Here is a 24,650-nt window from a genome sequence, read left to right as displayed (position 1 = left end):
CGACGCTGGGCAATTGTGGTTGTTGGGACTAAAATTAAACAGTAACACGCTAATTGGAGGTATTGTCATGTGGCAGCCGAAGTTTAAGATATTGTTGATGGTCGGTGCACTTAGCATCTGTGGTGTTGCTCATGCGGGGCTTGAAGAAGGGATCCGCGCAGCCAATGAAGGACAATTTGAAGATGCACTTAGAGAGTTTAACTACCTAGCAGAAAAAGGCTTTGCACCAGGAATTTACGAGCTAGGGCAGCTATACGAAGGTGGCCATGGTGTAACGCGCAACTACCACAAAGCAGCTGAGCTTTACCAGCAAGGTGTTAACAAGCACCACGTCGACTCAATGTTTGCATTAGCTGTACTTTATCAAGAAGGTAAAGGCGTTAAACTTGATAAACAAATGTCAGTTTCACTCTTTAAGCAAGCCGCAGCAAAAAACTTGCCTGCTGCTCAGTTTAACTTAGGTGTGATGTACGCCAACGGCGATGGCGTTGCACAAGACTATAAAGAAGCTATAAAATGGTATGAAAAAGCCGCTGGTAACAATTATACACTGGCACAGTTTAATATGGCGCTAATGTATTTTGAAGGCCATGGAGTCGAGAAAAACATAGAGAAGTCATACATATGGAATACTATTGCTGAGTATAATGGTAATTTAGATGCCAGTCACAGTCGTAAACTAGATGAGCGTAAACTGATGCCAGCACAAATTGCAGAAGCGAAAGAAAAAGCGGATGCATTATATGAAAAAATCCAAGCAGGCCTGTATGCAGGGGAAGATCGGATGTTCTAACTGCCGTTAGAACCTTATTGGATTGTACTTAACGCCTATTTATGGCCGTAAGTACAACCATTTAAGTATTTTAATCAATATCTTATTTTGCGCCAGCAATAATCCTAATTTAGGATTAAAACCACCCGTTTTCAATGTATTACGTGCATGGCTAAAGGCTAAAAAGCCTTCTATGCCGTGATAATTCCCCATCCCAGAAGCACCTAAGCCACCAAATGGTACATCATCAGCAGTCACCTGTATTAAGGTGTCATTTATTGCGAAGGTACCACTTTGTGTTTGCTGTTGAATACCTTCATTGATTTGTTTATCTTGCCCCATTATGTACAAAGCTAACGGCTGAGGACGTTGATTTATGTATGCAATCGCCTGAGGTAAAGCTTGATAACTGACAATCGCAAGAATTGGTCCAAACAGTTCTTCTTGCATCAACTTCATATTGTCATTCACATCAGTCACAATGTGCAAACCAAGACGATGCTTATGTTCGTCGCTTTGGTTTTCATCTAACGGCTTAATTATCTGTGCGCCCTGTTGCTGTGCATCTGCCAATAAATCGGTTAAACGCTGAAAATGATGGCTGTTAATAACCGATGTTAAATTTTTACCATCAACACCTAATTTATAATGTTTTTTATATAAGCTACAGAGACTTCTGACTAACTGATGCTGTAAATTTTCAGGCACTAAAACATAATCGGGGGCAACACAAACTTGCCCTGCATTAGTCATTTTACTAAATAAAATAGCTTTAGCAGCCTTATCTATATCCGCTTGCGCGGTAATGATAACTGGCGATTTGCCACCTAACTCAAGCGTTACTGGGGTTAGGTTCTTACTCGCAGCGGCCATAACATGGCGTCCTATAGCTGTAGAGCCGGTAAAAAATAAGTGCGCAAATGGTAAACAGCTAAACTGTTGACTTAATAGTGCTTCACCTTCGATCACCGCACAATGTTCGCTAAGCTCGCCAGTAAATAGTTTTTTCAGTACTTGATTAGTGTGTGGAGTAAATTCACTGACTTTTAATAATACCCGATTACCTGCGGCAATTGCGGTGATCACCGGCACGATTGATAATTGAATTGGGTAATTCCATGGGGAAATTATTCCCACCACACCTTTAGGTTGATAGCTCACAGCAACTTTTGATGGCGCTAGACTCAAACCCGCTTTTCGGGGTGAATTTTTTGCCCATTTAGGTAAATGCGCAATGGTGTAGCTGATCGTTTTGACCGTAGGCAGGATATCACCCAAAACCGTATCAAAAGCAGTACGAAAGCCAAAGTCTTTCGAGCTTGCTGCGACTAGTTCAGCTTCTAATGTCAGCAATTCACGTTTTAAGGATTTTAATAAACGGATCCGCTGTGATAATGCTAAATATGGCTGTGCAGCAAAATGCAGCTGCATTTCATCAAACTGCGCTTTTAGCTCAGGGTTACATACAGTGTCAGTCTCAGACAAAAGCATACTCATAAACAAAATAAAGATTTAACCACTATAACTTTGTTTCTTAGAAGGGGCAATATATACCCAAGTCAGCTCAAGATGCGAGCGTCGCTGGGCGATTCACAGGGGCTTACTCTCATCGTTGTTACTTCTTAAAAAGGACTGCCATTATTGCAAAGTAACACTTACAATCTTAATACAAATGTGACACTGCGTGAGCGTTTTTCTCTATTAATTTATAAATTTAGGCCATAGCTGTAGTCCGTTTCGCTTTCAGATATTTGTATAAACCAATTAATGACGCTGCGATCCAAAATATTTCGATTACAAAACTTGCCAAATTAAAGTTATAACAAAGGCTTATGAGCAGTAAGATTGCGCCCGACAAATTCATCATGTTATATAAAAGCCCAGTAGGTTTAGCTTTACCCAGCTGTAGCATAAAAAAAGCGCCAACCACTAAAAATGTACCTGTCATACCAACAATATCAAATAAAAGTGCAATCACGGGTGTCCCCTATCCTTTTTAAATCATACCCAAAACACTGGCCCAATCCATGGGAAGGGTTGTTTTCAATCATTGAAACAGCAAACTGGGTAAGTTTAGCAGGGTAGGAAAATTGACACAGGATAAATGTCCTCTTTTAAATAAACGACACGCTAAAACTTAATAGATAAACGGTTAATATCACAGGTGGTACTTTCATTATCAAAACTAATAGTTAACTCTTTATCTGATGATCCAGCAACAAGTGCAACCGACAAAAAGTTAGCAATTGCAGGCTGAGTCACGCCATTTTTTCCTTCAGAAACATAATAATATTTTGGGTTACTATTATTTTTACAGGTTGCGTTATCAGCTTTAAAGGTCAAGACAAAGCCACCATTAGCTAAAGGATAAACTCTGTCTACTTTGGCTGTATGCCAAGTGGGTACGGCTGCTAAATTTAACGAAATAAAAGCTAAAAAAATTACCAAAAGCTTTTTCATAAATATCCTTATTTTGGTTCTAGAACAATCAATTTTAATTTACATTCTTTCGAGCTTAAGCCACTCCAGTCTTGGTTCTCATCAGCATGGAGCATCACTTTAGTATCACTATAATTTTCGTTTTTATCATTTTATTGTTCCAATATAAACTGGGGCTGGTGTATTGCCATAAGTTGCAAGCTCCTTACAGCTGCCGTCGCCTGGATAATAAAAGATCACTTTTTGTGCATTAACTTGAGAATTTTGTAACAAGCTGGCCCACATAGCGCAAGTTAATGGCTCAACTCCTTTCCAAGTACTGTTTAAATTACAAATATTGGTGTAATCACCTCGCCCTGTATGCAAGATATTAATACCACCCGTTGCATACACAAGTACTCTTTGCACATCAACAGTACAGTGAAAACTTGCCAGTACGTTTGTGGAAATAAATAAGCATATAAATAAAATAAACTTATAACTGTTTTTCACATTAACCCCTTTAAAAATCAACTTCTATTAACCTAACTTGTTGATAACCGTTTAAACAATCATCGTGATCTGTAGATATCCAAACCCTTATATTTTTGCCGGATAGAGCAGCTGAATAAGCAGCCGAATATAGCTCTTGAAATAAATCATAGTTTTTACTTAAAGCAAAAAAATGAGTTCTTTTACAAGATTGATTAACTGGGGTTATATCTTCTTTAGGTTGGATATAAACATACCCTGTATTATCACTAATACGAATTTTGTCTATTGAAAAATAAGGTGTTGGAGAAACCCCTGCAGCTGCTAGGTTAGAAACAAAAACAAATAAAATTATTACAACTTTAATAATACGCATACCAATTAACCTACCCTATGAACACGAATATAACCATTGGCACAATTACCTTGCGAATCATAACCAATATTTACTTGCTCTTTGGAAGCCAGCGCCAGCATTAATCGAGACAATAACTGATCCCTGCGTTCTTGTGGCACAGTGCCACTAATAACAAAATAAGTTGCTTTACAGGTTTCATGACTCGCTGGCTGAGTTTTAAAACGAAAGTGAATAGCATCATGATCTGTATAAACGTATACACCTTCAAGCTCGCCGCGAATATTACTGTTATAACCAGCAAAGGCTTTTATATGAATAAGTAGTGCGAATAGACACACTATAGCAATTAAGATCTTCATGAAATAATCCCTAAAAATTAATATTATTTTATAATGTTTATAGCACCGGCTGGGGTAAGCGTGTTGAAGGTTGTTTCTTTCACTGCATACCAAGTAACTGGTTTACAACTATGAATATAAATTCTTAATTTTTTATTACTGGCAAACGCGGCTAATACCATAGCGTAAATTTTATCGTATTGCGGATGAGCTTTTTCAATAAATACTTTATTGCTAGTACTGCACTCATTTGGATTTCCAAATGCGCCGTAAATCATAACCCCGTTGCCACGCTCTATATCTATTCGCGTAGGTTCAACCGTTAGACTCCAACCTCTGGCTTCTGCAAAAGTTGCAAAAGACGTTAAAAACAAAAATAAAATGACTCTGGTTTTCACTCCATATTTCCTTATTTGATTTTGTTACTATTTCTATCTAGCTACTTCTTGCAGGCCAGTTATGATGCAAGTTGTTTGCTCGCTGTCTACTACGTATTTTAATTTTTGCTTTTGCGGATAGCGCATAAGCATATTGTGCTTTATTAAACTCTGTACCATCCATACTTATTCGACTAAGCTCTAATTATGATATAGCGAGATTTAACGTAGCTGGGCAAAGTTTGGCACGTGATAGCATCATTATTGTTATTGATATACACATCCACCGATTTATTCGCAGCCAACGCGGCCAACACAATAGCATTGCCTTTCTCAGATGCTGGGCATATCCACTTGTTATTTGAACCTGTGGTTATAAAAGCATAACCGCCATCACAATAAGTAGGATAATCCATCACGGCTTTAACTCTGCCTTTACAGTTGATATCTTTCGCATGTGAGAAAAACGATATCCCAATTAAAAGTGCTATCAAGATTAATTTTATTGCTATTGTTCTTTTAAATATTTGCATAACCAATAACTCATTAATAAGTAAAATAACGAACATTTGCCCGTTTCCAATTTCCCCAAGAGCTACAATCCGTTGCCACATCGTCACCATCAAACCACACTGCCTATATCAGCTTATAAGAGAATTACAGGAGCTAGGTTCGTTGCCTCACAACACTACTCATATACCAATACCTGAACAATCATGACAAAGTATTATTAAGTAAGTGATCTGACCCTATTCTTTTATATAATTAAAATTATAGCGAGCTTATTGACCCATAATTTAATTTCTATTTTTCATACATAGCAATAATTTTACACGTTTTCTCATCAATATTTATTGAAACTGACTTACCTCTCGCTTTCACTGATAATAAGAAAGCATATTCTTTTTCAAATGTATCGCGACTATTATCAAGGCAATATCTAGTTGGCCAAGCGGGGTAACAAGAACAATCTGTTTTAGCCGTTCCTTGCTGTCCAACTGAAATTGTCTTGCCATCATAACCAAAGGCGATAATACCTAATTTTCCATGATGCCAATCTGCTAAAGCATTATTTGAAGCTGTTATTAATAACAGAGCAATTAAAAATTTCATTGAATGGTTCCTTATTAAAGTCTCGTCATATAGAAACTTATTCTTAACTTTTTAAATACTTAAAGCTGTATGAAAAACCAACGTATTCTGTAAAAATAAACTTCGTTTTTATTTTTAATATATAAACTTTATTTATGTATTTACTGACTGAAAGTTCTAACCATATAGGCTGCTGTGGAATAATTAGTTTTCCCGCAATCATAGTCATCACCAGAATACCCAACTATCACCTTACTTCCTGTTGCCTGAGCTGTTAATAAAGCGCTGTATCTTTCTTTGGTTCCATCATTACTATTAATATATCCAAGCGTTCTCCACGGTGCCCCTTCTTGAAGATACATGATTTTAGTCCCTTCCATTTGAATATGGACAATTTTAGCTGAAGGGCAATCAGTCCTTACAGCTAAAGCGGAGGTACTCACTAAGGCTAGCAACAAAAACAGTGGTATGTTTTTCATTCTCTAACATCCTTATTTAATTCAATATAACAATCTAAAAAGCATTACTTAATATCCATTAAAAACTCATAATAAAAAGGCAAAATAAAGACCCTATTTATTTTTTATTATATAAACATCAACTCACGATTCATAAGGGTCAACTTGAATAACCTGACAATAACCCTCGTTATCAGCCGAGGTATAAACCGTCACACCGCGTTTTAATGTCCAAGCAGCCAGCGTCAATGATGTCATTGCTGTATTTTATTGCTTGATTAGCATCCAAACTCGGCCGCTAGTGCAATGCTCAGGCACTTCATTTACATTAATACGCACAAGTAACCCTGAGCCAATGCTGGTAATATTCGTGATTTTCCCACTAACATGACCTTTGCCAACAGCAGCAATTGCATTAGCAGAAAATAAAACACTAATAAATACAAACACTCTTAATAACATTTTATTTAATATCCTTATTAAAAATAACTATCATGATAAAAAAGCAAAAAGAAAGACCTGACCCTATTTACCAGGGTCAACTTGAATAACCTGACAATAACCCTCGTTATCAGCCGAGGTTATACAGTTACATCACGCTTTAATGTCCAAGCAGTTAGCGTCAATGAGGTCGTCGCTGTATTTTCTTGCTTGATTTGCATCCACACTCGGCCACTTGTGCAATGTTCAGGTACTTTGTTGGCATTAATACGCACAAGTAACCCTGAGCTAATACTGGTAATATTCGTGATTTTCCCACTTACATGACCTTTGCCAACAGCTGCCATTGCATCAGCATAAAATAAAACATTAATAAATATAAACACTCTTAATGACATTTAATTTAATATCCTTATTAAAAATAACTATTATGATAAAAAGGCAAAAAGAAAGACCTGACCCTATTTACCTCCATACTCGGCCGCTAGTGCAGTGCTCAGGCACTTCGTTTGCGTTAATACGCACAAGTAATCCTGAGCTAATACTGGTAATATTCGTGATTTTCCACTAACAAGGCCTTTGCCAACAGCAGCAATTGCATTAACAGTAAATAAAACACTAATAAATATAAATACTCTTAATAACATTTTATTTAATATCCTTATTAAAAATAAGCCTCATAAGCAAAAAGAAAGACCTGACCCTATTGATTTCTTTATAAAACAACAAACTAAAACCAATACTAGTTTTTTTTAAACATCATTAATACTCTGCATAAAACAAATGCCAACTAACAAAAATTAAAATAATAAAAAGGAAAACAAGCCTCTGTTAATTTAGCCTTCAATGTCAAAAGTCAACTCCCCCTTTAGCTTTATTATTTACTTCTATTTGAAAAGGAATAAATAAAAGTTTTAAATTCGGATTATCTAGGATGATTTAGTTGTAGCAACTCAATTTGCCAACACCACCGTTGGCGATAATATTTCTACTCTCTCGATCTAATTTTTCGTAAGATTCCTTTCCAATTGGTTTTTCAAACTCTAAAAACACATGTTTTATATCACCAAATTGGTTTAGGAATCTCAATACTTCAAGATTTTTATATAAAGAAGCAGTATGTGCAACATTATATAAAATATATTCTTTTTCACTCTTGTTCTCAGCTAGGATTGAATCACAAAATACAGTAATAGTTTCTGACGACAAGCTCCACTCTTTAGGTAAACCAAGAGCGGACGGAAAAAGCATTTCCAAAAATATATTTTTCTTTTCTTCTAAAGTCACCCAGCTTAGTTTTTGTTGGACAACATAACTAGAAATAGATCTAATTAAACCATTATTATGATTACATAAATTTGTAAAGGAAAAATAATGGGTTTGCGAAATATACAATTTCGCAAACCCTATTGTGACAACAATAAGCAAAAATATTATCAGTGCCTTCTTTATTTTAATCATTGAAAATTAGCCTCCTTTTATAAACGTATTATAATAAGATCTTTGCTTTAGAATGGTCGCATTTTGTACTGATTGATAAATTGGAATTCCACCTCCACCTAGCAACTCCCAAGCCGTCATTCCGCCATTCACTAAATCACTTGTTACAGCAAAGCCGAAATCAAAAGCTGTAGTAGGAACTCCCATGTAAAGATAATTCATTGTTTTCTCAATAACGGCTTTTCCATAAGAAGCATCTACCATTTGATCTAGTAGGTATTGAGCATATTTGTGCTGATTGGTGCTAATTTCATCAGGGACACCATCACCAAATATAGAAAGAACTTTTCTTGCTTGATTCTTATTAATTCTTATTTTTGTTTTATCCCAGCTTTTCGAAGCCTGATTAAACAAATACTGATATGCAGCTGTCCTAGCTCCATTGGCAAATTTACCACCTGAAATCACGGATGCTGTGCCACCGATAACGGCTGATGCAACAGTTCCTTGGACAATTTGTCCTGCGGTTAAATCATTGCCACCGGGTAAGAAGCGCCCTCCAGCTCCTTTAGTAACACCCGCGGCAAAAAAACCATGACCAAATTTACCGCCTTGTAAATCCGCTATGACCCCGCCAGCAACGGCATGTGCGGTAACTTGCCCTGCTATTTGTCCACTAGTTAAATCTAGCCCTCCAAAAGAATGAGTTGTCGCAGAAGAAGGGTTGCTTGCTGCCACTCCTTTGAAATATTGGCCGATTCCATAGAATACTGCGGCAGTGGCACCAGCGGTTAAACCTGCTTGCAACGCCATGCTAGTACTACCTGTTTTATAATAGGTCAAGTTTGCTGTAGCAAGCGCTGTGAACCCAATACTACATGGCCCACAAAATACTGTAGTTACCACCCCGACAGCTGCAACGGTTAATTGAGTTAAAGTTTGGCTATTAGCAATCCATTTATGAGCTTGATGGGATAGAAGTGCCCCAGTAAAACCGCCACCAAGAAACCCAGCAAGCTTAGTTAAAGCTTTAAAAAAATACCCACTCGGATCGGTATAACTCAATGGATTATTCAATACATAACTGTACGCGTTGTAGTTTTGTAAATTACTCGGCGCTTGTACGACGGGATCGGCTTGCATCATTCGGCCGGTGCCGGCGTCGTAGATACGGCCATTCATGTGGATCACACGGTTGTCGCCATCGAGCATCACTTGTTCGTGTCCTGTATAACCACGAGTATTGCTGGCAATGGCGTTAAAAGCACTTAAATTACTTTGCTGGGCGTAGTAAAGCTGTGCTTCAAGTGCAGTTGGGGCAATCTCTGTTTGTTGACCAAATACATCGTAAGCAAAGCGTTTTAACAGTTTAAAGCTGCCATCAGTAATAGCGGTAATGGAGCCTTGATGGTCAGTAAACAGCCATTTTATGCTGGCATTGCCCGCAGCATAATAGGTTTGCATCGCGTCGTTACCAATATAGCGTTTGATGTATTCATCGTTCACGGTGTGATTAACCGTCAGCTCTAGTGCGCCTACGTAATAAATCGTTTGCTCAGTGTCTATGCGTTTATAGCGGCGGTTATTGGCATCGTAGTTAAAGTAGGCTTTTTTACCATTAATACTAATTTCAGTGGCTTTATTGCGGCCGCTATAGGTAACAGTACGCCAGTTTGTGCCGTTTTTCTTCGCCCAAGTTTGGTTACCGTTTTTATCGTAACCAAAGGTTTCGCTCATGCTGCCTTTACTGCGACTGGTTATACCATGAATAGGTGAATTTGCCGTTTCGTTATAGCGCTGCTCCCAATCGTCTTTACGCTCTAAATTACCGTTATCAGCATAACTATAAACAACTTGACCATCGACCGTGGTAACACGGTTAAGGTTATCGTAAGCAAAGGTTTGTTGTTGCGATGCGGTTAAATGGCGCCCGGTTAAATTACCCATGCCATCAAAGTTATACGTATCCGCTTGAATATAGTCAGTGCCCGTACTAATACCTGCTACATGGCCTGCATCATCGTAGTTAACGGTCATCAACTCTTGGCCTTTGTTGTAACCTATTACTTGGCCACGGTTGTTAAGCGCATTGACTTGGTAATACACACGACCAAAACTTGTTCCTTCACGGGCTTCTTGGCGCTTGAGTACTTGGCCGTTTTGATACGTGGTGTGTATGCCGCGTGCCTCGCTATACTTACCGCTAGCATCTCGACGGTAATCATCAAAACTAAGTAGTGGTCTGCCAAACTCATCGTAGTTTGTTTGTTGTATTACACAACGACTCGTGAGTGGGTCGTTAAGGCGTGTATCTGTGTAACGTAAATCGTTACTACGGCGATTAAAGACCACCATACTGGTACAGTTTAGGGCGCTTTCAACATTGGTTAAACTGGCTACCGCACGGCCAAAGTTATCGTAGTAGTAATTTTTTTGCCATTTATTGCCAATACTCTCAGATACTAAACGATGGGCGTGATTACCGGTGCCGAACAGCCATTGACTGGTTTGCTCCCCCGTGACTGTTTGCTTTGTTTTACGACCTAGAATGTCATAGCTATTAGTTGTAACAATACCCCGTGCATCGGTTTGCGTTTTAAGCTCACCAAAGGCGGTGTAGGTATAGCGCCAGTTACCACGGTCTTTATCATTCATTGATTTTTTACGACCTAAAACGTCGTAGGTAATTGTTGATAATATTTGATTATCGGCTGATGAATGCACAGTTTTTAAATTACCCAGTACATCATAGGTATAGGTTAAAACATTACCTGCGTTATCGGTCACAGAAGCTGTTTGGCCAAGCACGTTACTAAGCGTGGTTTTAACTTGTGTGCCCTGTGGTATATCGCCCGTTAAGGTAACTGTTTCCTTAAAACTATTAAGTTCATAGGTGGTGGTAATGTTTGAATTGGGATCGTCAATTTGTATTGGTCTGTCAAATACATCATAGCTGCTGGTAATTGCCTGCATACCCGGTGACGTTTGGCTCAGTGAACGGCCGTGTTTATCATACTGAGTATAGGCGGTTAGCCAATCACCCAATACGGTAATTTTACTTGCCGCTGTTGTGCGCCCTGCTTTATCAATGGTTTGCTTTTCAACCAATTCACCATTAACTAGTTTATTAACTTGTGCCACACAATTACTGCTATCGCAGTCACTCATATACGTACTAGTTTGTGCGCCAGTGGCGCTGTAACTTGATATTTTACTGCCAAACACATCATATTGAAAATACGCTTTGGTGCCATTAACATCGGTTACTGCTGTTGGCTGGCCGAACTTATTACGGCTATTGACCGTTTGCTCGGTAAATAAATCGTTCGCAGTAGATACTGCGTAGCGCCCTTCACTATCAAAGATTGAGCTTTTACTGCGTGTTTGATGCTTTTGCCCAGCTGCATTATTACAACTAGGTAAGTTTGCTGTTTGTATAGCAATTTCATTGCCAAGTGCATCATAGCGATGGATTGTTTTGAGGTAACTATCACAGCCACCTTGCGGCATCACAATTTCATCTTTAAGCATGCCTTCATTTTGATGGTTGCTTGGGTAATAGCTAAACGCTGTATTACGTGTAACAGGTGTAAGCCCACCTTGGCTTTGAGTAACCGTGGTCGCACTTAAACGGCCAAAACGTTTATCGTAATCACTTGTGCCGTAGCTGTTCGCTGTAACTACAGATGACAGTGAAGCGCCAGAGCCAAGCGACGCTAAAGACCCATGACTTTGCTCGTATTTATCGACCGTTAACTTGGTCACATTCGCATGTTCATCTTGCACAGTGGTTGTAACAGTACAGTTATAACCACTCACGGTTAAATCTGTATCAATACGAGCAGAGCATTCTTTGGTATTGGCGTTATACACTTGATAACTGGTTAAGTTATTTGCATTAACCGACGTTACATTGGTATAGCTATTAGCCGCAGAGCTTAGTAATGTGCGGTTGCTACCTGAGACCATATACTTTTCGGTTTTATCAGGCATACCTATAAATGGAAATGCTTGTCGGTAATAGGTATTGGTTTCAAACGTGTAACCGTCTTTTTCGGTTTCCGTAGTGAGCTTTCTAAAGCCCAGCCAGCCACGACCACCAAATTGCAATCTAGCACCTGCATAGCGATAGTTTACCGATAAAGTATCACTAGGTGACAAGGTACTAGGGCTATCGGTAGTCACTGTTTTAACCAGCGCAGATGAACCAATTAAATCCGTTACATTGAGATTTTGCCCGTCATAGAGCGCTCTATCAGCTGCGGCCGATTGCTCCTCACTCGCTGCTGGGTATTGTGCCGCGCTTTCTAAATTATATTTACTATATAATTGCGGATCAGACATTAAGCCATAATCTATAACTGTTTTACTGCCATACCCTTGACTCACTTCGCGTAGCATGCCTTGGCTGAATACTTCGTTTAGGTTGTACTTAACCTGAACTCGATTGCCACTTTTAAAGAAAATATCTGGCACGGCATCATGGTTGTGATCGGTGAAATACGCATAATCACCTTTTTCATAATTAATACCAGATGTATTAAAGGCTAAGTTTGCATTCTTATAAAAATATTTAGAGGCAGGATCCCACTGATAAGCGGTCCAAGTACTTGATCCCTCCTCTATAAAGAACAATTCGAGTTTACCATCACGGTCGATATCAATACTAAGCGGTGCAATATGCTCGCTCATATTGCCTACTCTAAATACTTGAGTAAACGTAAGTTCTTCACCACCCTCGTTAAGTAAAACTTTCCAGTTGTCGTCGCTTATATCATAAAATAATAAGTCAACTAAACCATCGCCATTGAAATCATTAGGTTGTAGGTGTTTTGCCTTGCCACTGCGAATAACAACTTGTTCTAAGTCTTTGCCATTATTGGTATTTATATAGGCTGAGATCTGGTCTACTTCAGTATTCCCATCGCACTTATAGCTGCTACAACCGAGCGTTAATATATCTGCTAAACCATCAAAATTTAGATCCAGCATGTACCATGGCGTGTCATCTTCAACAAGGTTACGCTGGTAACTTATGGTTCTACCTATACGCTCATTGTTTTGGGTTATGATGCCTAAGCCAACTTTAGCCTTATAACTTTGCGTATCCTGATCCCAAAAACGAGCATAGAGTTTTTCATCATCACTGCCTCTTTTATGAATGATATCAGCATAACCATCGCCATCGAGGTCTCCGAGCCTAATATCGGTCATATATCTATCAGTGCCTATTAATGGTAAGAGGCTATAATCTATGGAACTATTATTCTCATTAAAGCCATATTGATACCAATAATAATCAGTGTCACGAGAATGCTTATCACGCATGTTGACCCACAGCACTTGCTTACCATCCCCTTCAGGGTCAACGGCCATCATTTGCACAATATCAGCGCGATCAGAGCGGTAAATAGTTTTACACACCTTTGAATTAGTGCCATCAGTGAAGTTCAAACATAGCAAATACTGCTTATTATCTACTCGCTCAAGCGTGGCAAGTTCGGGTTTACCGTCGCCTTGCGCGTCTATTTGCGTCACTGCAGCTAACTTATTGCGGGGAAGGGTATGAAATACAGTGTGATAAGCTTCAAAGTTTAAGCGGTTATTAAATTCGTTGTACGCAAACTCAATGGGCTTTTTGCACACATAATCTGAACACTGCGCTACAGATTTCAGTAATCGAACTCCATTTGCTGCATTTTCAAAGGTTAAATTGTAATTAAAGAGCAGCTCATTCCTATGGTTATAAACTTTAATACCACTTAACTGCGCACGGGCTGTAAATTCACTACCATTTACATATGCCTGGCTGCGAATATCACCAGCTTGATGTTCAAAAACAACTTTATTACCGCTATAACTAATTTGTGCTAAGGCTTTTTCGCCAAAACCTAAATCGGCTGAATTGCTCGAATTTTTGTCTGTATAGCTAAAGTTAATGGCTGTGGTGTCGTTTTCTAAGTTGTCGTAAATTTTACGGATGTTCCATGTCAGTACTTTATCTGCTGCTATTGCTACTTCTGAATTTAACGTACCACCATAGTATTTTTTACTACCGTCTTTACCTTCAACAACAAACATTTTTTTGCTACCCGTTGTCGTGTTTGCAATTGTTATTAATAGCTGACTGTCTATTTCGGTTTTATAAGTAGCACCGACCTCGCCTTCAGCATAGCTATCATCGAGTAAAATAAGGCGTTGGCCATCTAAACAATAGCGATCAGACTCAGTAAACGTTAAACCACTAAATTGGCCATCTTGCGCAACTGTTTGACGACAGCGGCTAATAGAAGAGCCAGCACTAATGCCCCAACCAAGTCCCACTGACGTCTCTGGTGTTTGTGAATCATAGGTAAGCGCCACTTCAGGTTGCACACCAGCAATTCCTGCTGGTAACGAGATAGGAACCGTATAATTAGCAGAGCCATTTTCAGTGACTCTAAAACTGCCTAATGTCGGTGAAAATGATGCTGATGTGTTAAGCACATCTATACCTGGCCAATTTCTATCTGCAACTGACTCATTCAATGCCACTTGAATAGCTGACTCTTGCACGCTAGTAGTTACTAAGATTGTGGCAGGATCAGAGCGCTGCGAACATTGTTTTTTGAGCTGTCCCGTTTTAAGTGTTACTTCAATACAGGCTTTAGCCCAAAACTCATATTCGCCATTAGCCAAATCTACAGCATAACGGTTGTTAGTTACTGAGGCTAATAACCGCTCACTTTGTGCATTATATGACTGGATTAACTCATAAAAGGTAGTATTACTTGGATGATTAAAGCTTAATTCATATTGGCCTAAACCAAGTTCAGCATGGCTCAAGCTTGGTTTATCACTGAAGCCATCACGCGGATCGAGTGGGTTTTGCCCTAATAGAATTTCGACTTCATCTGAAAGGTTATCGCCGTCAGAGTCCGTATCGTATTGGCAATTACGCGAGCTTAAACAAAAGTCATAGAAATAATAAACCGTATTATTGGCAATAATATCAAAGCGCGATACTGAAAAAATAAGCTCATCAATTAAAGCGGCGCGTGTTAGCCCTTGGTTTAGCTGTGCTAACCACTGCGCTTTTGTTTTGCCTTTTACTACGGGGTTATTAGAAGCAAACAATAAAGTATAAAGTTTATTAATAAATACACTATTGCTATCAGCTAGCGGTAAATTGACTAAGCCTTCATCTGAATTTAAAAATGCATTGATCAGTTCATTATTTTCTATGCCTAATTGCTGGGCGTAAGCAAAAAAGTTAACTCTGCTTTGGTTGGCGCACGCTGTAATAATGCATAAAATAGCTTAGTAATTTGAATAATATTCTGGCTTTGTTGTGATGGCTGCCAACCATCAGGCTCATTATTTAATAAGTTTTTAATCAGTGAACTGTCAATATCGTCCCATTTTAATGCGTTGAGGCTGACACTCTCTCTATCAATAATATGCAGTTGTTGATCTTCGGTTGTAACATAAATTTTATTATTAGCCGAAACCACCGGCTGCTGAGTAATGCCACTGGTTAAAATATACTGCCACTGTACGGCACCCGTGTTTTGATCAAGCGAATACAATGCTTTATCCATAGAGCCAACATAAATATTTTTATGTTGATCGATTTGCGCGGCGGCTTTTATAGGTCCTCGGGTTTGTGTTACCCATTGCTCAACACCATCATGATTTAATGAGTACACCTTGTGATCAAATGAGCCTACAACAATATTGTCACGGCCATTTTTAGTAGTTAACAATGGCATAGCAACCACTGGGCCACCTGTTGTTACTTTCCAACGCTCTTGCCCTGATGCATTGAGGCCGTATATATCATTCCCACTGCCTAAGTAAATTGACCCAGTAGAGCTTACCACTGGTGCATGTGAAATCATGTCAAAGCCAGCATTAGCACCCGTGTTGTCTACGATGATTGAGCCTTTCTCAGCATCTGATACACCGTTACTTAGCTCTAGATACAAACCACCATTATTTAAACCTTCAATTACTCGTGGTGGTGCTTTAAATTGCAAGTTATACTCATCTATATAGCTCAACTGAGCGCTAGATAGCGAGTAATTAAAAACCTCCGCTGTATTACGAAGCCTTACATCCAACCGCATTTTTTTATTATTAAAGCCTACCCCTGTTATTTGCATGCAATTAATACCGCAATTAGGGTTCAACCTTGCTTGTTGAATATAAGCAGGAATATGATTTATTGTAATTTGCTGGCCTAACGTACAAGAGTCTTGGCTATTACAAGCAGATATTTGATATGTAAAATTGCCTAACTCTAGAGTGTTTATATCTTTATATAAACCGCTTAATGAGTATAGCAACTCCTTTGTAGCAGTTTGCGGATCAGCTGGCGTACCTTGCCAGCGCTCTAATTTATAATAAGCGGTTAAATTATCGTTGTTCTTTTGCCAACTAAGTCTATAAGGACCACTTTGCTGTAAGTTATGTGTTGTAAATACGGGCTGTTCGGGACTATCTAATAAGTTATTTATCTTGATAGTTTTACATTTATTTCCAGTGCCACGGGCACTTGTTTGCACACGACCATTAACGGTATTTTTTGCTGCTGCACAATAAGTAAATTCTTTATTGTGATCCTTAGTGCCTTTAGAAATTGCCACATTATAATTTTGATTTGAATACTCACCAATAAAGTTATCATTTTCATAAACTAAGTAAGTTTGTGCATAGGCAACTTGCTCAATTTTTACTGTAAATTGACCATTTGATTGTGGTCCAACTTGAATACTAGGCGTTGATGGCACAGGTAAGGATACATGACTTGTAACTGGTGCGCTTGTTCTAGACTTTCCACTTGAATCTGTGGCTATCGCTTGCACACTTACACCCCCTGCAACTTTAGGGATCCAAGAAAAACTAAACTCTTTGTGCTGCGTATTACTTGGAGGCAAATTTTGCGGTAAAACAGGCGACACTGAAATACTTTGCTCTTTGCCATTAACTAATAACTTTAATGACGATAATGGCTTAGCCGCACTTGTTAAAGCACCTACATGCACTTTCAAATTAACAGGTTCATTAAGTGTGATAGTCGTAGGTAGTTGCACTACTCTAACACCAAATGGCGCTAGTATATTAACATCAACACTGGCATGAGCTTTTAAACCGTGTAAGCCTTCAGCAAAAACATAGTATTTATAGCTAGATGCAGAAGACTTAGTGATATTTATGCCACAATTAGATGCCCCAACATCACATGTTTTTATTAAGTTTGCCCCACTGCATTGTGTAGGAGCTGTTGGCACACTCCCCGCCGGATACTCACATATTTGATAAGTGCGTAACCCCTGGCTATCATTTGCGTTAGCATTTATAGCGAACGGCTCATCAATAAATGGCGATGAGTTGGAAACACTTACAGCCACTGTAGGAGTATCATTAATATTGACTGCTGTAGAGCTTTCAACAGCACCGCCAGCATCTGTCGCTATAGCTTTAAAAACCGTATTCTTTGAAACATTTCGAGAAATGCTACAACTTAGATTTCTCCCTGTTGTTAAACAGCTTGTATTATAGTTAGAGACTGGCCTACACGAACTACCAACACAAAATTTAAACGACTTAATTTGGTTATAGCTTTGTGTATCATTATCAGTCGCTCTTAAAGTAAAGGTGACATTACCGCCCGCATTGACTAAGGTTTTATTGCTCGCGAGTGTGACTGTTGGCGCAGTATTTTTCTCCACAACATTAACCGTTGCAGTAGGACTTGATGTGCTTTTTATACCAAAGCTGTCTTCAGCGACTGCGGTGAATTTATATTGACCAAATGCAGTTCCTTTGAATGAAAATCTACAGCGACTAAATCTTGAAGTACAGGTTCTAACAACTTTATTTCCTTTTTTAATTTTTAGGGTCTTTAAATCATTACCAGCGTCAGAGGCAGAGAATTTTATTATTGCATTTTTTAAAGGCTCTATCGACACATTTAGATTCGATTTTAAAGTAATCTGAGGACGTGTTAGTCTTTTAACCTCGATATTAAAAACATGGTGCGTGGGGTAAGTAGCACCAACATCTTGACTGTAAGGATCATCTTCACCATGCTCTATGACTGCTGTTTTAATTAATATGGAATTAACACCTACAGGCAGATTTTTGAAAATCACATATTCATCTGCAATTACCAAATCAGTTACACTACGCTGATATAAAAATTTATTTATATTTACATAGCCTATTCCAAGATAACTTTCGTTGTGCCACAAACTCGGTTTCGGAACATTAATACGAACGTCATTACCTACTAGAATAATTTTATTTGGCAATGTTTTAACATATGGTGAAGCAGAGTAAGCGTTAGCATATGTAGAAAGTGAAAATAATAAAGTATAGAAAACAAAAAATAATAATTTAGACATCTTACAACTCCTTCTGCCAAGCAATATCTAACACTTGCGGCTCAGTATTTTGAGTATCGTCGCTGCTCGTTGTAAAAAAACGTTGTACGCTTGAAAAAATCTCACTGCCTCTTCCTGAACCCGAAGAAGGTATTAAAAAAGCAGTGACTTGATTTGGCGCTGTACGCAGCAGGAGTTCATTTTGCTTTGAAAGTTTTGCATCAGATAATATGGGGTTATTGCGATAATCACCTGGGAGTATAAATTGGTTTTTTACCGTTAATGTTTCAAGGCTATACTCATTGACTAAACCCGTTGTACTGACACTCAGTAGACTACTATTTAAACTGCCTGAAAAATAATTAGAGATAGAAAATGCTTGTTCGTCAGGTGGGGAAGTGCTGTTTTTGTTCGGCTTGATGACTGGGCTTGCAATAACCTCACTCCCAGTACTTTTACACTGAGTATCGGCTGAATGCATGTAGGTTTTGCATATTTCACCTTCACCGCTGATCAAACTAACACTGTAATATAGATAACCATTATCAATAATTGGTTTATTAGCCATAACACCATTAAGGCTTTTGCTCCAAATAATTTGCGATTGGTTATTTACCTTGTGTAAAAACCCATCTTGAGTAGGAACATAAGTAAAGTTACCACTTGTTACAATCGCTCGTTCAACAATATCTAACCCAAGGTTCATCAGTGGTTGCAGGTATCCGCTTAACTCTACTTCTTTAATTACTTGGGGCTTATCGACTACCACTGCCATTTTTTGTTTTTTAGTGCTGCCAAAACCCACTGCGGATAACTCAAATGAACTATAGTCATACGCTGTTATTGCTTTGTTGCCAGTAAAAGGTAACGCTTTATAATGTGTGCCATTTACTTTTAAATTGACTTCACTCGCCCCTTCAACATTCCACGACACAACAACTCGCTCACCTTGAGCAACTTTACTTTTGTTGGTAGAAAAGGAGGTAATATGAAGTGGTGACGTATTTACATTATTGATACTCGTCCAGCCTGCGCAACCATACTGATGACACCCTTTAACTCTGAATTTATTACCTAAACTTTTATCAGCACGGTATTCATTACCTGTAATATTGCTCGCAACTAACTGCCAACTACCATTAATGTAATGCTCAATAATATAATACTTACTGTCGGAATTTTTTGTCCATTGCAGCCAATATTCAGTTGGTGTCTCTTTAATAGTTAGGTAAGTTGTAGTATCTGGGTATAACTCAATGGGCACAAAAATTGTAATACCAGAGACATTTATAGGGGCATAAGCTTGTTGAAAGTCTTGCTGAGCAATGACTAAACAAGAGTAAAAGCTTAATACCGCGGTAAAGCAGTGAATTAATAAAAAGGCGGGCTTCATTTTAGTCCTTTAATTTAACCATGGTTACGTCCTAGTAATAATTATACGTAAACTATATATCGGTACAATCAGCCGAAAAGATGATTAAATGAATAAAAGATGAATGAAATATTGAATTAAGTAACTACTTAAACGTGACTTTGCCGCCGATCATTTTATACGCGGGTACGCCTCGGACAATGGCTTCTCGAGCAAAAGGGCGTGAGCAGTTGGGGCATATGCAAGGAATTGTGGTGAAATCTTGACTGATCCGTTCGATAAAACATTTAACCAATGCCCCTTTGCCGCCTTTACGATATTTGAATAAGGGAGCTTTACATTGACTACAAAAAATATCGACGGTTTTAGTAGGGCCTTTTTTATTCGGTTTTGCCATTATTTTGTTACTTTTACTACAAACACGCGAACAGATTAACAGCTTATGGCCAAAGTCCAAAGATTAAGCCCATTAAAGTAAACTGTAAAATATGGTAACCGCTATTGATTAAAAACAGCTTTAGTGGCCGTTGTTCATAAATATAGCTCATCCCTAAGGCACTGCTTACCAAACATAGTCCAACCGCAAAGCCAACGCCTACCGCAACTCCTAAATGTGGGTGTGGCCCTAAAAGCAGTGATAAACCAAAAGCGATAAATAACGATAAAACAAAACCGCCACTAAATACCCATTTTGGATTTGTTGCTTTTAAATCCAGCTCCGTTAATCCACAGCCTTCTAACCAGGCTCGTTGAAACAACCAAGGTGAATACCAAACGCCTCCTAACATAAAAGAAGACATGGCAGCTAATAATATGGCTACAAAATCTAGTTGTGATAAATCCATAATGACTACTCATGCTGATTGCAAAAAATACAATGATATTTTACTGTAGTTAATGAACCCAATTGCAGCAACTATCTAAACTGCAAAACTACCTACGGTGCATGACTGCCGCTTAAATATCAACGTATTAAAGTAACCTTAACTTCACTGAAAGTAGCTAAAGGCGACTGTGTTACCAAGTTTACCGGGTTAATTTTATTGCTTAAAAAGCAACAACAAACTTCTTGAGCATTACCAAACCAGAAACAGTGTTCTACAATGACGCTCACTATTGCGCTAGTATTTATTGTTGAACTGGTTTTTTTTGTAGCTTACGCTGTAAGGTGCGCCGATGCATATTAAGTTGCCGAGCAGTTGCTGAAATATTGCCTTGATTAGTATGCAGCACTTGTTGAATATGTTCCCACTCAAGACGCTCTGGCGACATAGTTGCAATATCGTCTGCAACTAACTCAGTAATTGGCTCGATTGTGCCTGTTAATGAGCGTAATAAGGTGAGCATATCAACGGGTTTTGTTAAATAATCATTTGCGCCTAAGCGCATAGCTTCTACGGCCGTGGCGATACTAGCAAAGCCGGTTAACAATACAATATGTGCGTCTGTTAGTAAGGCTCTCAGTGGTGCGATAAGAGCTAAACCATTGTCGTCAGCTAATTTCATATCTAACAGAATATGTGTCGGTGCGAAGTTTTTAGCTGCACCGATCGCCTGGGCTTTATTATGTGCTAGCAGACATGTAAAACCGTGTTTGGTTAGCCGTCGCGCTAGCGTATTGGCAAGATTAATATCATCTTCAATAATTAATAGCTGCATGCAGGCTCAACTTGTGGCTCGTCAATGGTTAATTGTACTTTGGCAACCGCACCACCTTGTGGGTGATTATATAATGTTAAAGAACCTTGTAAACGCTCAAATGTTACATTTGAAAGCATAACTGCTAGCCCCATCCCCGTTTCACTAGGCATTAACTGCCCCCCTAACTCTGCCAATTGTGCGGCGCTAAATCCTTTACCAAAATCACGTATAACTAAACTCACTGTTTTAGGGTTATCTGGAGTCTGTTGCCAGTTCAATTCCAGTGTTTGTTGCTGGGCCTGTTGATTGGCAAAAGCAGCATTTTGCAACAAGTTTAATATCGCTGGCAGTAACATAGCATCATTAGTAACCGAGCTAGCTGGCGCTGCATTTAGCCAATTAAGCTGTTGATCGGGATACTGTAATAGCATTGTATCGCTAATTTGTTGAGCTAATGTGTTTAACGATACAGTCGCTGCAACCGTTTGTGTGCGTAGTTCAGATGACAGGGTACGAAACTGTTTTAACTGCTGCGTGCATTGCAACAGCGGTTGCTGCATGTCTTTCACAATTTCGTTATCTGGTTGATCCTCAATAAGTTCTTCATACAACAAGTGTAAATTGGCGATTGGACTGGCTAATTGATGAGTGATTTGTGCCGCTGCACCATCAAGTGTGACTAACTGCTCTGCTCGTAATTGTTTTTCTCGCACAGTTGCAATGGTACGCTCTCGCGAATGCAGAGCACGGTTCATAGTGCCTATAACGAATGCAATAACGCTGGCACTGATCACAAAGTTAACCCACATTCCCACAAAGTGACTGGTCATTTGCATGTGATGCATGCTGGGCTGAGGCATTTTAAATAGCAGCACGCTATAAGCGGTGATCGCTAATACAGCAATTTAAGCTAAGCCGCGAGCACTGACACTCACCGCAGCAATCATTATAGGTAATAACAGTAACGACACAAATGCATTGGTCGCGCCACCACTTAGTGACAGCAAAACAGCTAAAAACAAGACATCTGCCGTCAGCTGCATTAACATCCCAAGCTCTTTCGCTTTACTGACATTACGATAAGCAATCACGCTTAAAATTTGGAATACGGCTTCAAGGGAGATCACTACCAATAGAGGCAATAACGGGATTTGGTGCTCAAGTAAAAAATAGCCTGCTACAACGGCCAATAATTGAATTGCAATTGCACCACTGCGTAACATCAGTAAACGGCTAATCGCAGGATCAGTGCGCATTAAAAACGCCATACATAACTACCTAATAAAGAGTACCTAATAAAAAAATGCCTAATTAAAGAAGGTTAACCTAATCATCATCCATAGAGATACTAAACACAGCACACGGCGTTCCTTGATGGAACACCATTTTCCACTGGCCTTCGGTTAATCGCCATAGCGACATCCGTAACGAATAGTTAAACTCAGCGCGCGCAGAGCGCCGATATGCCGCTTGATAACTTAGTTGGGCAATATCATCACTAAGCATTCGGCCTTTAAAATGCTGATTATAAAACTGCGGCACGACTTCCGTAGGTAACCGCGTTAATACTTGATATTTATTAAATACAGTACCATTGGCGGCAATTTCAATAAAATCGTCATCAAGCAAGGCATCCAGTGCCTGCTCAGATTGACGAACGTCAGGATCTAATAGTTGGCGCTCAGCGTCAATCAAATGATTAAACAATGATGCCTTGATTTTGCTGCCCATGTTGTATCCTACAATTGGTGTTTATATACCTGCCCCGCTTTCATCACAAATTGTACATTTTGCAATGTCGTTATATCATCAAGAGGAGAGCCATTCACGCTGATGATATCTGCTTGTTTACCAACACTCAACTGCCCTAGTCGGTCTTGTTCGCCGAGTAACTTAGCGGCATTAACTGTTGCTGACATAATAGCCTGCTTTTCAGTCATACCATACTTAACTAACCATAAAAACTCATCAGCATTATTACCATGGCGCGATACGCCAGAATCTGTACCAAAAGCAATATTAACCTTGTTTTTTAATGCTAGTTTAAATGAAGCTGCAACATTTGGTACAACAGTGCGTACTTTATTGGCAATAGCTACAGGCATATTTGGGTTACTGAGTACTTCTTGACTAACTGTTTGGCCTGCCAATAACGTGGGCACTAAATAAGCGTTATGTTGCTTAAATAACTTTACAGTCTCTTTGTCTAGGTAAGAGCCATGTTCAATTGAATCAACACCTGCTCGTAATGCCGCTTTGATCCCTGATGTACCATGAGCATGGGCTGTTACGCTGCGCGCTAAGTTATGTGCAGTATCAACAATCGCCGTCAACTCTTGATCAGTGAACTGCTGATTGACACCCGCTGCGGTATTACTTAACACCCCACCCGTTGCGGTAATTTTAATTACATCAGCACCTGATTTAATTACTTCACGAACCGCGCGGCGACAATCATCAGCACCATCGCACACCCCTAACCCCCCACTTATCACATCACTAATATCTTTACGGTAACCGTGCAGATCAGCATGCCCGCCTGTTGGGGTAATTGTATCTCCTGCAGCAAAAATACGTGGCCCTTGAATATCTCCACGCTCAACGGCACGCTGTAGTGGAAAGATCACTTTATAACTACTGCCTAAATCACGCACGGAGGTAAAACCCGCAGCAAGGGTGCGCTGCAAATATTTAACTGAGCGCAGCGCATAATCAGCCTCATATTCTGTTATCCAGCGATGTGGATTAGCACTTGCGTCACGCTCAAAAGTAACATGTACGTGCATATCAATTAATCCAGGCAGAACAAATTGATTTTTTAAATCAATGATCTTTGCATCGGGCAATGCTAGATCGGTAACACTCACATAGCCTTTTTCGATGCGCGTGATGATAGCGTCTTCTATAACAATAGTGCGTTGCTTTTCTAGTGTTTGTCCAGCACCTGCTAACATTGACCCTGCGTAAATAACCTGAGTTTGTGTTGCAAAACTCGCCGCAGAGCATATCGTCGTACTCAGTGCAGCCAAGATAGTAATTAATTTTTGTTTCATGTTTACCTCATTTTTCTACTACCATTAGCCT

Annotated in this window: 22 protein-coding genes and 1 pseudogene; 1 reads left to right on the top strand and 22 read right to left on the bottom strand. The window is 39.2% G+C overall.

What is annotated here, in order from left to right; all coding sequences use genetic code 11:
- Window positions 1-67 precede the first annotated feature (67 nt).
- Window positions 68-793, top strand: a complete 726-nt coding sequence (locus tag HHO47_RS03510) for a tetratricopeptide repeat protein (RefSeq protein ID WP_169018944.1) — start codon at window positions 68-70, stop codon at window positions 791-793.
- A gap of 39 nt (window positions 794-832) precedes the next feature.
- Here HHO47_RS03510 and HHO47_RS03505 read toward each other — a convergent pair whose 3' ends face one another.
- From HHO47_RS03505 to HHO47_RS03400, 22 genes and pseudogenes are all read right to left on the bottom strand, one after another.
- Entirely contained in the window at window positions 833-2,263 is a 1,431-nt protein-coding gene (locus HHO47_RS03505; protein ID WP_248290911.1) for a coniferyl aldehyde dehydrogenase, read from the bottom strand.
- A 223-nt stretch (window positions 2,264-2,486) separates the two neighbouring features.
- A complete protein-coding gene (locus HHO47_RS03500) occupies window positions 2,487-2,750 on the bottom strand; it encodes a CBU_0592 family membrane protein (protein WP_169018940.1) in 264 nt (87 codons plus the stop codon).
- A 152-nt stretch (window positions 2,751-2,902) separates the two neighbouring features.
- Window positions 2,903-3,232: a response regulator receiver protein gene (locus HHO47_RS03495; RefSeq protein ID WP_169018938.1), complete on the bottom strand. Its 330-nt coding sequence runs from the start codon at window positions 3,230-3,232 to the stop codon at window positions 2,903-2,905.
- Between the two features lie 126 nt (window positions 3,233-3,358).
- Window positions 3,359-3,703: a hypothetical protein gene (locus HHO47_RS03490; protein ID WP_348981634.1), complete on the bottom strand. Its 345-nt coding sequence runs from the start codon at window positions 3,701-3,703 to the stop codon at window positions 3,359-3,361.
- 10 nt (window positions 3,704-3,713) lie between these two features.
- Window positions 3,714-4,058: a hypothetical protein gene (locus tag HHO47_RS03485; protein ID WP_169018937.1), complete on the bottom strand. Its 345-nt coding sequence runs from the start codon at window positions 4,056-4,058 to the stop codon at window positions 3,714-3,716.
- A 5-nt stretch (window positions 4,059-4,063) separates the two neighbouring features.
- Window positions 4,064-4,399 (bottom strand): hypothetical protein, encoded by a 336-nt coding sequence (locus tag HHO47_RS03480; protein ID WP_169018935.1) that lies wholly within the window; start codon window positions 4,397-4,399, stop codon window positions 4,064-4,066.
- Window positions 4,400-4,422: 23 nt separating this feature from the next.
- Window positions 4,423-4,776: a hypothetical protein gene (locus tag HHO47_RS03475; protein ID WP_169018933.1), complete on the bottom strand. Its 354-nt coding sequence runs from the start codon at window positions 4,774-4,776 to the stop codon at window positions 4,423-4,425.
- Window positions 4,777-4,949: 173 nt separating this feature from the next.
- Complete coding sequence (locus HHO47_RS03470; RefSeq protein WP_248290910.1) at window positions 4,950-5,324, bottom strand: hypothetical protein; 375 nt, start codon at window positions 5,322-5,324, stop codon at window positions 4,950-4,952.
- Between the two features lie 235 nt (window positions 5,325-5,559).
- Window positions 5,560-5,868, bottom strand: a complete 309-nt coding sequence (locus HHO47_RS03465) for a hypothetical protein (protein WP_169018931.1) — start codon at window positions 5,866-5,868, stop codon at window positions 5,560-5,562.
- A gap of 140 nt (window positions 5,869-6,008) precedes the next feature.
- Window positions 6,009-6,326: a hypothetical protein gene (locus tag HHO47_RS03460; protein ID WP_169018929.1), complete on the bottom strand. Its 318-nt coding sequence runs from the start codon at window positions 6,324-6,326 to the stop codon at window positions 6,009-6,011.
- Window positions 6,327-6,572: 246 nt separating this feature from the next.
- A complete protein-coding gene (locus tag HHO47_RS03455; protein ID WP_169018927.1) occupies window positions 6,573-6,767 on the bottom strand; it encodes a hypothetical protein in 195 nt (64 codons plus the stop codon).
- 119 nt (window positions 6,768-6,886) lie between these two features.
- The gene (locus tag HHO47_RS03450) at window positions 6,887-7,144 is read right to left on the bottom strand and encodes a hypothetical protein (RefSeq protein ID WP_169018925.1); all 258 of its coding nucleotides are present in this window, start codon (window positions 7,142-7,144) and stop codon (window positions 6,887-6,889) included.
- A 541-nt stretch (window positions 7,145-7,685) separates the two neighbouring features.
- Window positions 7,686-8,207, bottom strand: a complete 522-nt coding sequence (locus HHO47_RS03445; protein ID WP_169018923.1) for a hypothetical protein — start codon at window positions 8,205-8,207, stop codon at window positions 7,686-7,688.
- A 6-nt stretch (window positions 8,208-8,213) separates the two neighbouring features.
- Window positions 8,214-15,302, bottom strand: coding sequence for an FG-GAP-like repeat-containing protein (locus HHO47_RS03440; RefSeq protein WP_169018921.1), 7,089 nt, complete (start codon window positions 15,300-15,302; stop codon window positions 8,214-8,216).
- Window positions 15,303-15,412: 110 nt separating this feature from the next.
- Complete coding sequence (locus HHO47_RS03435; protein WP_169018919.1) at window positions 15,413-18,574, bottom strand: PQQ-binding-like beta-propeller repeat protein; 3,162 nt, start codon at window positions 18,572-18,574, stop codon at window positions 15,413-15,415.
- Between the two features lies 1 nt (window position 18,575).
- Window positions 18,576-19,946, bottom strand: a complete 1,371-nt coding sequence (locus tag HHO47_RS03430) for a hypothetical protein (RefSeq protein ID WP_169018917.1) — start codon at window positions 19,944-19,946, stop codon at window positions 18,576-18,578.
- A gap of 124 nt (window positions 19,947-20,070) precedes the next feature.
- Window positions 20,071-20,322, bottom strand: coding sequence for a hypothetical protein (locus tag HHO47_RS03425; RefSeq protein WP_169018915.1), 252 nt, complete (start codon window positions 20,320-20,322; stop codon window positions 20,071-20,073).
- A 43-nt stretch (window positions 20,323-20,365) separates the two neighbouring features.
- Complete coding sequence (locus HHO47_RS03420; protein WP_169018913.1) at window positions 20,366-20,770, bottom strand: DUF1761 domain-containing protein; 405 nt, start codon at window positions 20,768-20,770, stop codon at window positions 20,366-20,368.
- Window positions 20,771-21,053: 283 nt separating this feature from the next.
- Window positions 21,054-21,584, bottom strand: a complete 531-nt coding sequence (locus tag HHO47_RS03415; RefSeq protein ID WP_169018911.1) for a response regulator transcription factor — start codon at window positions 21,582-21,584, stop codon at window positions 21,054-21,056.
- Window positions 21,572-22,822 (bottom strand): annotated as a pseudogene (locus HHO47_RS03410) (ATP-binding protein). The gene HHO47_RS03415 and the pseudogene HHO47_RS03410 overlap by 13 nt, the downstream one beginning before the upstream one ends.
- A 70-nt stretch (window positions 22,823-22,892) precedes the next feature.
- A complete protein-coding gene (locus HHO47_RS03405) occupies window positions 22,893-23,297 on the bottom strand; it encodes a DUF4440 domain-containing protein (protein WP_169018909.1) in 405 nt (134 codons plus the stop codon).
- Window positions 23,298-23,305: 8 nt separating this feature from the next.
- Window positions 23,306-24,619, bottom strand: a complete 1,314-nt coding sequence (locus HHO47_RS03400) for a metal-dependent hydrolase family protein (RefSeq protein WP_169018907.1) — start codon at window positions 24,617-24,619, stop codon at window positions 23,306-23,308.
- Window positions 24,620-24,650: the final 31 nt, after the last annotated feature.

The sequence above is a fragment of the Pseudoalteromonas arctica genome (assembly GCF_012927645.1).
Classification (GTDB): Bacteria; Pseudomonadota; Gammaproteobacteria; order Enterobacterales; family Alteromonadaceae; genus Pseudoalteromonas; species Pseudoalteromonas arctica_A.
Note: the sequence above shows the minus strand (reverse complement) of the source record. Positions and strands in the feature narration are given on the sequence as shown.

Excerpts from the sequence above, each read along its gene's own strand:
- HHO47_RS03435 (WP_169018919.1), bottom strand. The coding sequence starts at position 18,574 with ATGTCTAAATTATTATTTTTTGTTTTCTATACTTTATTATTTTCACTT.
- HHO47_RS03505 (WP_248290911.1), bottom strand. The coding sequence starts at position 2,263 with ATGCTTTTGTCTGAGACTGACACTGTATGTAACCCTGAGCTAAAAGCG.
- HHO47_RS03430 (WP_169018917.1), bottom strand. The coding sequence starts at position 19,946 with ATGAAGCCCGCCTTTTTATTAATTCACTGCTTTACCGCGGTATTAAGC.
- HHO47_RS03460 (WP_169018929.1), bottom strand. The coding sequence starts at position 6,326 with ATGAAAAACATACCACTGTTTTTGTTGCTAGCCTTAGTGAGTACCTCC.
- HHO47_RS03465 (WP_169018931.1), bottom strand. The coding sequence starts at position 5,868 with ATGAAATTTTTAATTGCTCTGTTATTAATAACAGCTTCAAATAATGCT.
- HHO47_RS03405 (WP_169018909.1), bottom strand. The coding sequence starts at position 23,297 with ATGGGCAGCAAAATCAAGGCATCATTGTTTAATCATTTGATTGACGCT.
- HHO47_RS03455 (WP_169018927.1), bottom strand. The coding sequence starts at position 6,767 with ATGTTATTAAGAGTGTTTGTATTTATTAGTGTTTTATTTTCTGCTAAT.
- HHO47_RS03485 (WP_169018937.1), bottom strand. The coding sequence starts at position 4,058 with ATGCGTATTATTAAAGTTGTAATAATTTTATTTGTTTTTGTTTCTAAC.
- HHO47_RS03480 (WP_169018935.1), bottom strand. The coding sequence starts at position 4,399 with ATGAAGATCTTAATTGCTATAGTGTGTCTATTCGCACTACTTATTCAT.
- HHO47_RS03420 (WP_169018913.1), bottom strand. The coding sequence starts at position 20,770 with ATGGATTTATCACAACTAGATTTTGTAGCCATATTATTAGCTGCCATG.
- HHO47_RS03445 (WP_169018923.1), bottom strand. The coding sequence starts at position 8,207 with ATGATTAAAATAAAGAAGGCACTGATAATATTTTTGCTTATTGTTGTC.
- HHO47_RS03425 (WP_169018915.1), bottom strand. The coding sequence starts at position 20,322 with ATGGCAAAACCGAATAAAAAAGGCCCTACTAAAACCGTCGATATTTTT.
- HHO47_RS03400 (WP_169018907.1), bottom strand. The coding sequence starts at position 24,619 with ATGAAACAAAAATTAATTACTATCTTGGCTGCACTGAGTACGACGATA.
- HHO47_RS03510 (WP_169018944.1), top strand. The coding sequence starts at position 68 with ATGTGGCAGCCGAAGTTTAAGATATTGTTGATGGTCGGTGCACTTAGC.
- HHO47_RS03415 (WP_169018911.1), bottom strand. The coding sequence starts at position 21,584 with ATGCAGCTATTAATTATTGAAGATGATATTAATCTTGCCAATACGCTA.
- HHO47_RS03450 (WP_169018925.1), bottom strand. The coding sequence starts at position 7,144 with ATGTCATTAAGAGTGTTTATATTTATTAATGTTTTATTTTATGCTGAT.
- HHO47_RS03495 (WP_169018938.1), bottom strand. The coding sequence starts at position 3,232 with ATGAAAAAGCTTTTGGTAATTTTTTTAGCTTTTATTTCGTTAAATTTA.
- HHO47_RS03470 (WP_248290910.1), bottom strand. The coding sequence starts at position 5,324 with ATGTTCGTTATTTTACTTATTAATGAGTTATTGGTTATGCAAATATTT.